This window comes from Carboxylicivirga linearis, assembly GCF_018271995.1.
GTDB classification, from domain to species: Bacteria; Bacteroidota; Bacteroidia; order Bacteroidales; family Marinilabiliaceae; genus Carboxylicivirga; species Carboxylicivirga linearis.
Genome location: NZ_JAGUCO010000003.1, coordinates 529,718 through 546,222, shown reverse-complemented (window position 1 = coordinate 546,222; position 16,505 = coordinate 529,718). Strand labels below are relative to the sequence as shown.

At 36.8% G+C, this 16,505-nt stretch carries 2 protein-coding genes; one reads left to right on the top strand and one right to left on the bottom strand.

The window, feature by feature from the left end; all coding sequences use genetic code 11:
- Positions 1-44: 44 nt before the first annotated feature.
- A complete protein-coding gene (locus KEM10_RS07540; RefSeq protein WP_212215366.1) occupies positions 45-15,749 on the bottom strand; it encodes a hypothetical protein in 15,705 nt (5,234 codons plus the stop codon).
- Positions 15,750-16,093: 344 nt separating this feature from the next.
- Between KEM10_RS07540 and KEM10_RS07535 the strand changes: the two genes are divergently transcribed.
- Positions 16,094-16,474 carry a response regulator gene (locus KEM10_RS07535; protein WP_212215365.1) on the top strand — a complete coding sequence of 127 codons (381 nt, stop codon included), beginning with the start codon at positions 16,094-16,096 and terminating at the stop codon, positions 16,472-16,474.
- The last annotated feature ends 31 nt before the right edge of the window (positions 16,475-16,505 follow it).

The window sequence follows — 16,505 nt, the reverse complement described above, 5'->3', positions numbered from 1 at the left end:
GTCAACTATTAAGTTGACCTTTTAGAAATTTTAAGAAGCTTTTACTACAAAGCTGTTTTAACTATTTTCTTATTAAATCTGTATTTTCCAACATTTAGTTCTATAATATAAACAGCATGTACATCAGGCAATTCAACAGTTGTTTTTAAACCCTCAAAACTTGTTGAATGTATTTGATCTCCTTGCATGCTATATACTCTAATTTCTCCATAGCTCATTGCTTCTCCCAAAATTGATTCATCAATTTCAACAATTGCATTCTGCTTGTAACCATACACTTTAAACAGGTTTATATTCTTTATATTTTCAACATTTGTTGCCTGATTAGCTTTAAAATGAAGAACGAAGCGGGAATTATTATTCACCTCTGCTGTAGTAAAGTTGTATCGATTTTGTGATCTCAGATCAATAAAATCACCTGTTAGCATATCTTCTAAATAGACTGCAATATTTGAATCAAAATTATCCAAACCTGAAACCTTTAAACTATTATCTCCAATTTCAGGTAATGTAAACCCAAGTTCAACAGTGTTTCCTTCTACTGTCTCTGGTAAAACATTAATAACTGCCATATTATTATCTTTCATTGAATAAATGTATGGAACTTTATTATTCGATTCCATTCGCTGTTCGGAGTCATTTTTAGAATAAGAGAAACTACCAAAAGAACGTAAAGCAACCACTGCTTCATCAGTTGCAATACCATTATCAAGAGTTATTCGCAAAAGATTATTGGAAGATGTTGAAGCTTTTGATTTCAATGGCGATTTTGAAGGATCATGAATCCTATTGGCTTGCTTCATATAAACATCACCTGCATTTGAACGCTTAACCCAGAAGGACTGCATTGGAGCTACAATACCATCGAAAGTTTCTGGTGTAAAAATACCGTTTAAGGTATTGAATGTTGCAAGCGATCTATTCTCCGAATCTGTACCTGTTCGCACATAAACAGAGCCGGTTGTATTCCTGAAATCACCAGTTGCAACATTTTCTGTTGGCAAATGATAGTATGATGAGTAAGGGTTTGCAATTAATTGCCATCCCGAAATCAGGTTTGTACTATAATCTCCAACATTTAATATACCGGTATGTGAAACAGTTGATCCTTCATCTCTAACAATAAATGAATACCCTTGTAATGGATCTGAGAATCCATCTCCAACTCCCGTTATATCATTCCAACTGCCGTTATAATTATATAAGAAATACGCATTTCCTGCGGATACTAATGCATCGTATGCAGATATATTTGGAAGACTGATACAATGACCTATATACCAATACCTTCTTGACGGATAAATCCAGGACACAGTAATATCATTCGTCTGAGAACCATTATTGATAAAAGATGCAGGACTATCAGCTGTATTTAATATGGTTAAACCTCCATTTGTTATCATATCTCCATCAACAGTTACCTGTGATCCTTCTTGAACTATGAGGCTTGCTCCACTTTCAATTGTTAAATCATTCATTTGAACTAATGTACTATTACTTACAATAGGCTGCGTTGGAGCTGATGCTGAAATAGTAACATCAGATGTTGGTACTGGCAACTGACTATTAAACCAATTATCAGCTTCAAACCAATCATTGTTAACATCACCTTCCCAAGTATACAATTGAACAAATGGCCAACGTAACAATCCACTTGACGGACTAGGAGTAGCCTCTTCATCTTTTTCATACAAGTAGTTCCCCAAATCACCACTGGCATCCTCAAAGTGAAAAATGGTTGTTCCAGCTGTACGCTGAACATTATAAGCAGGACCAGCATTAAATACCAAATTGCGTAAGGTTTCATCAGCTCCCATTTCATGTAACAACGTCATATAACTTCCTGAAGATGGATAACCGTTTGAGAATATCCCATCGGATAAATTATCAACAGCATCAATATTAGCACCCGGATGCATATATAAACCATCAGCATCGGTATAATCAACCTGATAATATCTTGCTTTTATTGAAGCACCTGAGGTAACATCAAATGAGTACCTTCCACCTGTACTACTTGTTAAAGTAGCTCTATTTCCTGAATCAGTACCTAACAATTCAATTAAACCACCTGAGTTTACAATTAAACTGGATTGATCCGCCATATCAAGAGTAGCTCCTTCATTAACATACAATGTTCCATAAATATTAATCTCATCCGTTCCTGAACCATCACCAATCGTCAACTTATTAGCGCCCAAATCCAGTTCTCCGTCAAGAATATTTAATTCCTCATTTATAGTTATATCAGAAGTTAAAGTATATATCACTCCAGATGCATTAATATCCACATCATAGAATGCTGACGTTCCGCCATAAATATTCTTTGTACCTGAAGTGGCGGCAAATACTACTTTCCGCTGCTGCGCCAATAAAGTTCCATTATTTGCCCAGTTACCTTTTACAGTTAAAGTGTAATTTGATGATGAAAGATCAAAAGTAGCACCTGAATTAATGACCACATCGTTTTTAACAGCAGTGTTACTTGCCAATTGATATTGCGTAGTACCTCCAATAGTTAAACTATAGAAATCTGTACCCCGGTTATTAATTATTTTGGCGCCTCCGGTTCCATCAAAGGTTACGTTACCATTTAACAACACAACACCACTTGATTCTCTTACCCAATTACCTCCAACAGTGATATAGTCAGCCTCAGAAATAGTTCTTAAAGTTCCATCAATTTGAATATCTCCGTCAATATCTAAATCGATAGCTCCCAAATCCTCCGGAGTATTAATTCTTATTTCAGACCCCGAATTAATAGTAAGGTTACCTGTTTGCTGACCGGCAATTGTTAATATAGGCTGATTGGTAGCATTAGCAATAATTACATTATTAGCTGATGTTGGAACAATTGGAGACCCCGAACTAGGCGTCCAGTTATTTGCCGTATTCCAATCGGTACTAACTGAACCATTCCAGGTCAGTTGAACCGGTCCTGTCCAATCAATTAAGTTATTCGGATCATTTTCATAAGCCTCACCTGCAAAGACACCTGTTGAATTATAAAATTCCAGATTTCCTGATCCTGCTGAATATTTTGCAACGTTAATTGCACTTCCTCCAGGATTTTGAGGAAAGGATACATTTTCAATCCTGTTACCTCCTAAATCAGTAAAGTTTTGAGTATTCTCAACACGAAGCATTTGTCCCGTGTTACTTCCATTGGAGAAAGTACCATTACTAAAGTGATAGATTGCATCAATAGTTGATGTTGGTGTAAGATAAACTCCGGTATTAGCCATGTATTCAAACAGGTAATACTCAGCTGCAATTTCACCTTCAATTGTACAGCTATAGCGCCCACCTGAAGTATTATTCGATACCTTAGCTAATGATGATGAATTCCCAACTACTTCAATTCGTCCGCCGGAATGTACATTTAACGAACTACCGTTTCCTAGCCCAAGAACACCTCCCGGACCAACAATATAGGTACCATCGATATTAATCACATCAACATTTCCATTTCCTAAATTAACGGTATTCCCAGCTCCATCGAAAACACCTGAAAGAAGATTAAAACTTCCGTTCAGATTAACTTCATCCAGAACAGTATAGGTAGCACCACTATTGATTGTTAGGTTATAAATAGTAGAACCATTCATACCAATGTTTGCCATTCCGGAAGGTTGATTCAAATAATAAGTGCCCGAAGTTCGGAAACTACCCGAACCAGATGCTACTAAATCACCCCCAACATATATTGTTCTTCCCTCAGCATCAAAAATTCCGCTACTTGCGGTTAAGTCATTTTGAACAATAAAATCATTTGATGTATTATTATAAGCCATCACATCAGCTGATGCATTAATCGTTAAGTCGTAAAATACGTTTGTACTGCTACCTCCAAAATAAATACCTTGATTTGATGAACCGTTGAATATAACTTCTCCATTTCGGCAAATAAATTGCCCGGGAGTACCACTGTTATTATACCAATTTCCACCAATTGTTATTGAATAATTATTTGTACTTACATCTATTGTAGCATCATATACATATAAATTACCTTGAATAACTGCATCTCCTGTTAGAGTTTTGGTATTAGCATTATTTAATCTCAAATGACCATATTGCACCCCATCAATATTCTGATCGGATGATCCTGCATAATAAGTATTACTAGTAGGGTCCATTGTATAAGCAGCAAAAGATTTAGGAAAATTATCGTTGCCGTAAACATAGGTTGAAACACCTGATTCAACAACAAAATCACCCGTTCCATCACCGGTAAATGTGTAGATTTGTAAATCGGCCCTGTTAATACCAGTCTCAAAAGTTAAGTCACCACTAATATTTACATCACCATATAAGGTAAAGTTTCTTCCCGTACAAGATACAACCAGGTTATTAAACGATGCCCCATATAAATTTTGATTTGCACTGGTATTAGCAAATGTTATGGTACCATTCCCAGAGTATGATCCATCTCCATACCAGTTTGTTCCTGTAAAAATATGATGTTCATCCCCATCTATGAAGGTTGCAGAAGCATCAATAGTAACATCACCTTCGAATGAAATATCACTTCCACTCTGAGCACTTAAGTTAGAGAATACTTCGGTGGAACCTTTTATTACGACACTTCCATTAAACAATTTATTACCTGTTCCTGCAACTCTCAGATTATCGAAAATTGCATTAGTTACTAACTGATCGCCATCAGCATTAAGAACTATTGTTCCGTTTGAAGCTGAAGACGTTGAGAATGTACCCCCGTTTATACTGTAATCTCCATTAAAAGTATATACATAATTATTTGTTGACGGAGAAACCGTACCACTTTGAATGGTAAAATTACCATCAACTAATAATGATGAGGCCGAAATATCAAAAACGGTTAATCCATTATTGAAAGTTACATTATTAAATGCAGATCCTCCTGGTGAAATAGAAGCAGAACCTGTACCTGAAGTAAAGTTAACCGTTCCTCCACCATGGGTAAAGTTACCGTTGGTATCTATTAACCAATCTCCACCAGCATTAATTATCGAACCAGATGAATTAATGTAAAGCAAACCATCAGAAATAGAAACATCAGCGTTAGCTGTCAAATCATAATCGTTTTCAATCCTCAATCGTCCATCGGTAATGATCAGACTTTTACAAACAGCATCAGCACTTAGTACAAATGGATTATTACCGGTTGTGCTGCTCACATCCGGAATGATAGCATCGATAGAAGAGGTAGGTACACCATTATCCCAGTTGCCATCTTTATGCCAATCTACGTCAACAGCCCCAGTCCAATAGGTTTCAGTGATAGCCGGCCAACGCAATTTACCTGCCACATCAGACGGTGTCTGATCATCTTCTTCGAAGCGATAGCTACCAATTGAACCTGTTACATTATCAAAAGTAACCGGATTTCCAACAGTTGCATTAATACGCTGAACATTGTAATGTCTTCCCTGAACCGGAACACCAGCACTGTAGTTAAAGGCCACATTTGATATAGTTCCTCCGGAATAATTAGCTTCCAGAACAAGATACCTTGCACCTGCTACATCTCTCATTCCTAACCAGGTTCCATCAGACAAGTTATTAACAGCATCCAGCACTGATCCTAATTCCATGTTAATACCTGCATCAGCAAGATATTCCATTACATAATAACGGGCTCCAAGGTTTGCACCCGATAACACATTAATCTGCGTTTTATCCCTGTTATCTGAATTCTCACTTGTTAAGGTTGCAACATTTGAATTATCAGAACCTATAACATTAAGTGTACCTCCACTCTCAATATTTAAAGTACTTTGGCTTGGATAATTATTAACTATCAACCTTGCATTCTCATTAACAGTTAATGTTCCGTTTACAGTATGAGTTCTTTCGGCCGCATAGTTTCGACCTAAGTAAAGGGTTTGACTATTCAAATTCAAATTGGCATTACTACCAATCGTCACTGTATTAGCAAAACGTGTATCGGTGCTTAGTAGTCGATAAGTTACACCCGACGATGGAGCAAAAGTTACATTGTAAAAATCATCGCCTCCACTGGTTATGTCGGTAAATAATAATGAACCATTAAAAGTTACCCTTGATGCATTATCTATAAATGTTCCGTTATTAGTCCAGTTACCCTTAATGTAAATATCATAATCAATTGATGAATATCGGGTATTAAGTCTTGCATCTGCATCAATGACTAAATCACCATTTATTGTCCAATCTGAAACCAAATATTTGGTTGGTGTACCCACAGCACCACAAGTAATATTATTCACTTCAAAATTTGGAGTATTAATCACCTGAGTTCCTCCATCAAGAATAATATCTGCATTTGCACTAATTAAGGTACCTCCTAAAATGTTAGTTACCTCATCATAAATATAATGCTCCAATGCACCCAAATCAACGGTGCCTGCATTAATAGTTAGGTCGCCATTAATGTCAGCTCCATTGGTAACAAAGGTTTTTGCAGAAGCATTATCGAAAATTACATTATTAAAATAGTTTGATGCATTGACCGCGCCAGGGTTAATGGTTTGATCGGATGCACCATTAAATGTTAAAGCACCTCCTGTTTGAGTGTAAATTCCATTATTTGTCCAATTGGAACCATTAAAGGTTATGTTTCTTGCGGTTTCAACAGTTACACCACCGTCAATGCTTAAATCGCCATCTATATTTACCACATCATTACCGTCTCCAAGTGTCTTGGTTCCAGTTCCGGAAAAGACTATTTGAGCTACATCTAATGAATTGTCAATATCATCACGTATGGTCTGATCTCTCAATCCATTTAAAACAACGGCTCTTGTATTATCACTAAACACATAGTCCGTTAAATAAATATCTGAACCGGCTATATAGCTATCTCTTCCTCCATCGTAATAAGTTGATGATTCAATATCCCAATCGCCGTCTACATCAAGATCAGCAACTCCATCTGAGGTTACATCTTTCGTTCCTCTGAAATACAGATTACCGTAATCAATCCCATTATCGGTATATAAAGTTTGACTTACACCGTTGGGGCTGTACAAAAAGTAAGTACTGTTTTCATTAAAATCGTAAGTTCCGAAGCCTTCGGGTATTGCAGGTCCGCCATTGACAGGATCATCTGCTAAAGAAGGTCGTGAATCAAGAGTTCTGGCACCCGTTTCCATTGTAAATGATCCTGTAGTAGTACCTGTTAACAACTGGAATTGAGTACGATCGTTACTATTATATAATTCCAGATCAACATTACTTCTAACAATTAAATCACCTGTAATAGTTAAACTACCTCTTAGATTCTTATCGCCTGTACCTGCAAGTATCAAATTATTAAAAGACGAAATATCTGCATCAATAGCCCAATCGCCTCCCACATGAGTGAGAGTAGCATCACCTATACCCCATGTTATACCACTATTGGCCGTCACACTCAAATTGCCGGTAAGCGTTATATTCGCATCATTAACAGACATATCCAAAACAGCTTCTCTCAGGTTACCATCTATAGCCAACCATCCATTGATGATTAAATCACCTAAAGCCGTTTTTACAGATGAAATACCGTCAGAAAGACTTCTCATTCGCAGGTTATAATACTCTGTAGAATAAATATCCTGAGGCCCGTCAGAATAATAACGCACCTCACCTGCAGATGCAATATCCAATGTTTCAAAGCCTGTTGGGAAATTTGAAGTACCTTCCAGCTGGAATGTTGCATTGTTTGTAAAAGTATTTGAGGTTCCAAGTCCATTTAACGTATAGGTTCTGAAATATACTATACCACTTCCGTTATTAATCAGAACATCTCCATTTATATCTACATCCTTATTAAATGATTTTGATGAGCTATTAGAGAAAATTAAATTATTAAATGTTGTACTTCCCGATCCATTTTCGATTTGTTGTCCACCTCCGGTTCGGTCAAAAATAACATTACCAAAACCTGTTTGAGTAAAGGTACCTCCATCGTTAGTCCAATCACCTCTAACATAAACATTATTCTCTATGGCATCCAAAGTAGCACCCGCATTCAATAAAATATCATTATCGATGGCTATGTTTGAGTTAAATGTTTTTGTTCCACTTCCTCCAATAATAACATTATAAAAAGTTCCATTGGTTATACTTTGATTGTTTCCATCGAAAGTTACATCAGCAGTAGAAGGAACGAATACTGCTCCATTAGCTTGATCCAGATACCAATTACCGCCAACATTTAAATCATTGTTTGGGGATACCAGATCAAAGGTCCCGTCAGTCAACGTTAAATCATTTAATACCGACATTGGCGCATCTACAGTATACTCTGTTGATGGTGAATTGATGGTAACATTGTAAAAATCCTTACCTGCTCCAGTTCCACCGGTAGCTATAATATAGTTACCTCCTGTAGCATTAAATGTTACAGTAGAACTACCATGATTAAAGGTCCCCAAGTTCGTCCAGTTCTGTCCAACATTTATTAAAGCAGTATTATCCTGCTGAGATAAAGTCGTATTGGTGGCAATACTCACATGCTGCTGAACTGTTAAAATTCTACTACTACCAACTGTTACAGATATCGGATTACCTCCCTGTGTTTCTATGTTCAATCTGCGACATGTTGCATCGCCACTCTGAATGACAACATCATAGGCAGCTGCCAACTGATCGTGATTTAAATAAACAATATTATTAATTCCCGGCACGGTATTTCCATCCCAGTTAATGGCATCATTCCATGATGTTCCATCACCGCCACCATCCCAGAAGAAACCTGAAGGAAAGGTCCAGTCTACATTACTATCCGGATCGTTTTCATAAATTTCACCGGCCAATCCGCCTGAAGCATCCTGAATAGTTAAAACACCTTTAGTTCCAGTTGGCCTGGAAACATTATATTGAGCTCCTGCATTAAAAATAACATCATTAATGGCAAAGTCAGAAAAATCAGTTGCAAGGTAAATATAAGGATCTGAAGAATAACCGTTGGTAAAAGTACCATTACTTAGATTGTTAGTGACATCTATTGTTGCTGTTCCTAAAATAGATAAAGTTCCTTTTTGGATCCTATAATAGTTTGCATGCAATGTTCCACCTGTTATAACGATATTACCCAAACGATTTGCAGTTGTATGAGTATTCTCCAATGTAACCGGCTTGCCAGTCTCTCCAATAAGCAAAAGAGCACCTGAAGTCATATTCAAATACTGATCATCAGTAAACTGAATGGTTGAACCAGCATTAACATTTAGCGTACCTCCATTAATATTAATAGCACGCCCATAATTATTGACCTGAATTTGATTCTCATTCACATTTAGAGTACCGGCAGTCAGACTCATATCAACGGATTGAATTCCAAAATCACTTCCTTGTTCATAGGTTGAACCCGGAGCATTAATAACCAACTCTCTAAAGGTGGTTCCATTTGGATCAAAGATGTAAGTACCTCCACTTCCGTTCAATGTTAAAGTTGAAGCCGAATTATTTGCATTATAAGTGCCCTTATTCACAAAATTGCCCCCTACATAAACATCAAATGTATTGGTATCAATCTGGTCGGAATTTATATTGAGATTAGTAGCTACAACCAAATCACCCTGAAGATCCATTCTACCGGATTTATTAAAATCAACAGCATAAAAATCTTTACCTGCTATGGAACCTGTAGTTGTACCTGTATATATATTAGAATTGTAACTCGAATTAAAAATTACCTTACCTCCATTAGGAGTATAGGTACCACTGTATTGATTATCCCAATCATGACCAACTGTAATATTATTTCCATTGGCATCCAGATTAGCAGTTCCATCTATAGTTAAATCGTAGGATACTGTAATATTACCATCCAGAATTTTATTCTGGCTACCTTCAAATTTTACACTTCCAAACGATGAGGCACTAATAGTTTGATCAGCAGATCCGTTAAAATAAACCGTACGGTTATTACCGTGCTGAAAAGTACCAGTATTGGTCCAGTTACCCTGAACATAAAAATCAAAGGTGTACCCATTTACCGTAGCACCACTTATAGTAAAGTTATTTTCAATAATTGCGTTTGTTGATGCTGGATGATCAACATCCGGATTACTATACTCAAATGTTTTATCGGCACCCGAGAATATAATATTGTAGAAAGTCAGATCATTCTCATTGAAATTTCGAATACTCTGTGCAGCTGAACCGTTAAAATAAGCTGTTGAGTTGGCCGCTACAAAATTTGTAACCGGGTTATCAGAACCATCAACATTTTGTCTTACATATAAATTATCGCCAAAATATACATTTTGCCCACTGATATCGAGAATACCAGCATTGGCATTAATATTTGTATTTCCGCTAATGTGCAATTCATCCAGAACACTTACCACTTCAGCACTTGCCAACACTTTATCAATGGTAAGATGTCCAATTTGACTGGTTGCATTCAAAACAATTTGTTGTGCTCCAGTACCATCAAATGTAGTGGTTCCATCAGTCTGGCTGAAAACTCCAGCTCCTATTGCCTGAATATTACCTCCTATGTTCAGGTTCATATCAGCCATATCAACAACACTTCCGTCATCAACAGTTAAATTACCAAACACATACATCGATCTTATAACATTTGCTGAACCTGTATTAGATACTGTGATATTATTAAAATTATATCCATCAATATCCTGATCAACCCCATCAAACACAATGGTTCCGGTTGCGGATGTTGAAGTATAATAGTTGACACTTGCCATATTCCAGTCACCGGAGATAGTATGTGTTCCACCTGCATCATAAAAAACAGGTGTTCCGGAACGTTGGCTAAAATCACCCAATACTGTTAAATCACCATCAGCTGTTTTATCTCCTCCGCCTAAATCAAGGTTACCATATGTTATACCACTGGCTATTTGTTGAGCCCCATTTAAGCTGTAATAGATACTACTATTAACATTGGCACTTGATGTTGCAAAACTACTTATCACATTCGTTCCAAAGTCTGTATTTGTTGTTCGCAATTCACAGTATGCTCCCAATGAAAGAGTACCTGCAGGCCCTGTAATATTGTTATCATTCAAATTAACAACGTGTCCGATGGACTGATTCCCACCAGTATTTGTAATAGTAAGATCACCTGATAACCTTACATCAACCCCTGAATAAAATGTTTGCGTGCGGGTTTGTGTTGCACCGGATTGATCTAAAATCAGATCTCCTAAAGCATAATATCCAGTACCAGTTGATCTGATATACTGGTCGCCATCATAACCACCAATGGTAAAAGAACCTGTTCCGGTCATAGTACTATTCCCATTCTGAATATCAGTACCTGAGAAAGTATGATCAAAAGCCCCTAAATTAAAGGTGACTTCATTCGATAAATTTAAAATTCCAGTTATTGTAACTGAACCGTCTACAGTTTTACTATTATTATATCTAAGCTGTAGGTTTCCATAAGAGAAACCACCTCTTACAGTTTGATCAATACTGGCATCGTATCTTACCCAAGCAGTTGGATCAAAATCAAAGGTTCCAAAGCCTCCGGGGAAATTATCAGATCCTCTTACATACAACGATGTGGAAGGACTTAGTGTTAATGTATTACCTATTTGTCCGGTCAAGGATGTATTATCATTTAGTACCAAATAATTGTTTTGTACTGTAACATTGTTTTGAACATTTAGATTAAAAACACCGCCGCTTGTATGACGTAGAAAGATACGACCATCAATTATCAATTCAGCTGTACCTAAAGTACTTGTGGCAGGTGTTACATTAGATGATTCAATGTACACATTTGTACCATTCATTGTGATGGATCCACTAAAATTACAGGTACCATCCAGTCTAAGATCACCTGAAATAGTATGAGTACCTGCTCCGTCAACCGTTGCCCCGTTATTAATGGTTACATCTCCAAGGGCATTTAAACTGCCATTAATTGTTTTAGCATTGGCTCCACCATTTGAGAAGGTGACATCATCAAAAGCCGTTGATCCTGAAAAATTAATGGTTTGGGCAGAAGCACCTTCAAAGTTAGTTGAATTAGCATTCTGAATATATTCAGATCCACTCTCTATATCAAAATCACCATTAACGGTAACTATAATGTCACCTACAGATAGACGTGTATTGTTGCTAACTGAAAAATCACCATTTACGTTGATACTTTCCAATACAGATGTTAATCCTCCACCTGTAAATTGTACAATATTAAAAGTTGTAGAATTACCCGTTGAAGCTACTACTGAAGTACCTCCATCAAAGTTTAACGATCCTGTAGCATTGTAGGTTCCACCGTTATTTATCCAGTTAAACTCTACGGTATGATCCTGTCCTCCATCGTCAAAAACGGCACCTGATTGTAGATAAACGTGCCTGTTAACATCAATTGAAACTCTGGTTAAAGCATTACAACCGGCTTCTATCACTACATCGTTAAATACGGGAATGGCAGAGCCTGTAATCTCCATATTTCCATATAAGTGCGTATTTACTACCGAAGTATAGGATTGCTGAAGGTCAACCGTACCATTATTAATTAAATTACCATATAGGTTTAATATATGTGAAGCATTAGAGCCAACATTAAGCTCACCTTGTGCTTTTACTTCCAGTAACTCTTGTATAGTTAATGTTTGCACAGTAGCATCGGCCCCAATATTAAAATATGCCGCAGAGCCACCTTCACCCACAATTAATTTTTTAACATCAATATCACCATTACTATCCAAGGTAACAGTGTGACCATCCTGAACAATTAAAGTAACTGAACCATCTGTCACACTTGAAGGATTTCCTCCACTACCATCCTGATTTCGCGCCCAGCTGGTAGTTATACCGGCAGAAACATCTCCGGTTGAATAAAAAACAGATGTTGGATCAGTCCATTCAATCAATGTTCCAGGATTACCATTGTCATTATCAAAATTCTCTCCGGCTAAATCTCCCGTTGCCTGATTAAAAGTAATAGTTTCTGTACCTGAAGTACGTGTTACGTTGTACGTAGGTCCACTTTCAAAAACTGCACTTTGAACTGATGTTAACCCTCCAACAGGATCAAGACCTGTAACATTCAGATATTCGGATCCTGTACCATTGCTAAAGGTTGTATAACTAAAATTATTGGTTACATCAACCGTACCATCAGCAATGGTGATTCCACCGGAAGCATCAACAACACCATAAAGAGCGTGAAACTCTGCAGCAGCATCATTTTGATTAATAATGTAACCTCCGCTACCCGATGTAGTTATTGTTGCCCGATTACCGGATGTACCAACCACTTTTAATATACCATTATTGGTAAGAACAGCAGCATCACCCAATTCCAGAGTTGAATTGTCATTAATATCAAGAGTTGCACCATTACTCACAGTGACATTACCACCCGGTGTTAAGGTCTGTCCATTAACATTCAGTGTGGCTCCCAGAATATTTATATCACTTGATATTGATGTAGTTCCATTTAAACTCTTTATTCCCGATCCGTCAACAGCCAGATTACCGTCATATGCTATACTACTGTTAATTATCTGATCTGAAGTACCATTATAGGTTACTGTATTAGTACCTGTATCAAATAAACCTGAAGAGGTATGAAGAATAGCACCACCAATATTAAGATTGTGATTCTGACATTCAAAATCAGCAGTACCAGATGTTGTTAAATCATTTAACACAGTTGTTTCTCCCTGCAACTCTTTATCATTATTATTAGATACAATTAAATTATAATAAGTTGTTGGATTTATATATTGTCTTCCATCCCTTGAATAGTTGAAAGTATTTGGGAAAGAGCCACAGTCTATCTGTCCGGTGACCATAGGTATTCTATATGTATCACCATGATTTATCAAGGCTTTATTAACTAAAATTGAATTAGCTCCCAAACCGTCTAACTGATCAATAACACTTAGTCCTCCGGTATTTTCATTGGTTAGGGTAACATTATCGGCAATATAAATATCATTTGTAAACTGAACTTCGGATGATCCGGTGATCAATAAATCCTGATTGACAGTAAATGAAGAAGAATTGGTAAAGGATCCTTCATTATGAATACCTCCAACAAAGTCAAAATCATTCTGATTAGATGTGTAAGTACCGCCTGCACTAACAGTAAAAACTCCATTAAATGTGCAAGTTCCATTCCCATCTGTATCAGTAACCGTTCCATCAACAGTGGTTAATCCTGTTACATTTAAATTACAACGTTGAAAATTAAAACTTCCGGTTGATTCAATTAGCAAATTTCCTAAGACATTAACCGTCCCTCCTGAGTTATCATCGTTTACACTTCCTTTAATAACAAAATCGTTATTAATTGTAACATCATCATCATCGAAGTCTAATTGACCAGTTTCTTCAACAGTGAGGCTATTTACTGTAAATCCAATATTTAAATCTCCTACATTATGAAATACGGTAACATCCTCATTTCCTCCCTGGCCAGGAACAATACCTGTATTCCATGTTGCTGTATTATTCCAGCTACCATCTGTAATTGTAAATGTACCTGTGGGTAATCCATCAAAACAACCACTTGCCTCACCAAGCGTCCATTCTCCTTCCAGTTGAGCTATATTACTAAATGATATCTGGTTGGTAGCATGATCGTAACCTGTGGTTGATTCATTCTGTAACCAAGTAGCTCCATCAAAATGTCCAACTGTAGTTAAGTTGCTTTCCGTTATGGGAGCAAGCACATCGTTATCGGCATAATTAAAAGAACCATCTAATGAAGTAAGAGTTAATCCTGAAGTTGTAATTGCCCAATATCGGGTTAACACATTATCCGAACCAACGGTTAAAGAGTGTCTTGTATTATAAACTCTAACATATAGCCTTCCACTAACATCAGAACCACTCACCGAGGTCAGTATCATTGGAGTATAGTCGCTACCAATCCCAATAGGATAAGTCATTTCATAGTCTGAGCTTTCATTTCCATCTCGTCTGATATATCCATTATTCGAAATATTAATCATTGCAGACGAACTATAAGAGGTTTCAGGTGCTACTGAGGCAGTATTACTAAAATACAATTGTCTGTTTTCAATATCCAGAATAGCACCTAAAGTAAGTAGACCGTATATATTGGTATTACCGTTTAATGTTTTTGTACCGCCATTTGATACTGTAAGATTATGATACATAAAATTTCGTACAATTTGATCACCTACTCCGTTATAATTGACAGTTGATGTGCCTCTGGTAAAAGTTCCGCCAGCAACATCTCCGCCAACATTCAAAAAGCCTGCGTCAGTATATCGTATCGCATTTCTATTTCCATTGGTCATGGTTATATTGCCAGAAACAGTGAGGGTACCGGTACTTAATGTAATCTCGGTATCAAATAAATTATCACCCGGGTCCGCCATTATAATTTCTGAACATATTATAGAACCATCCCCGATATTTAAAAACTGATCTCCTGCATCAGCTGCCGGACTTTGAAAAACAACACTCCCCGATATTTCAAGAGCAGCACCGCTAGAAAAACTAAGAGTTGTTGATATTAAGGTTCCATCAGCAAAAGTCAAACTACCAATAGGGTTAGCAGGACTAACATCTAACGCCACCTGTGCACCATCGTTAATTTGAACGTCACCTGTACCTAAAGATTCTCCCGGGTATTCTGAGGCTATCCCCCAGGCTCCTGTATTATACACTTCCCAGTTGGCGGCATCTGACCAGTTAAAAACTCCTGTGGCAGATGTTCTAAAATCGCCATCGGTTTGGGCTGATGCATTTATTACAAAAAATGCAGCTAATACAATAAAGACAGATTTCAGACTATAAGAGGTCTGAAATTGCAGATGATTTTTTTTCATGTGTGTGCACTTTTACGAGACATAAAGGTTTCAACATCCCGTAATATGATTAGTATTTTTTCAGTACGCAATATTCATCAATTTGTTATAACTAAACAGTACTAAAAGCCCACTACTTTTACTTATTATATGTATTTTTTGATCAAGCAACTTGATTAATTGATAAAAAACAATCAATTTATTTCCCTGAAATATCGTTTAGTGGTTATTAGCTAACATTTGTTTTCATACGTTTTATCATTTAATTTAAACCGTTAATGTAATTCGATTGACCAATCCATATCCAATCAGTAACTTTTAAATAATAGAAACAGTAATTAGTTTATAAAACAAACTCACCCAATATGAAAAAAATTCTAATTGTTGATGATGCTTCTGACACAAGAACAACGCTAAAGGCACTTCTTAAAAAACAAGACGTTGAAATTCTTGAAGCTGCAGACGGTGTAGAAGGATGGGACATTATAGTCAAAGATCATCCGGATCTGATTTTATTAGACCTGCACATGCCTCAAAAAGATGGATTTTCAATCTTAGAAGATTTAGAAGAAGAGTGGATGGGAATTCCGGTTGTTATTGTTTCGGGTGACACAGATGAAGAAACTATCTCCACTTGTAATTTTTTCGGGGCCAAAGCATACCTCAAAAAACCTATTGTACTAGAAGACTTTAAAGAGGTTATAAAAGTAATAGAAGAGGAAACAAAAGAAAAGGGCGATCTTTAAGACCGCCCTTTTCTTTATAAATAGCTTAAAA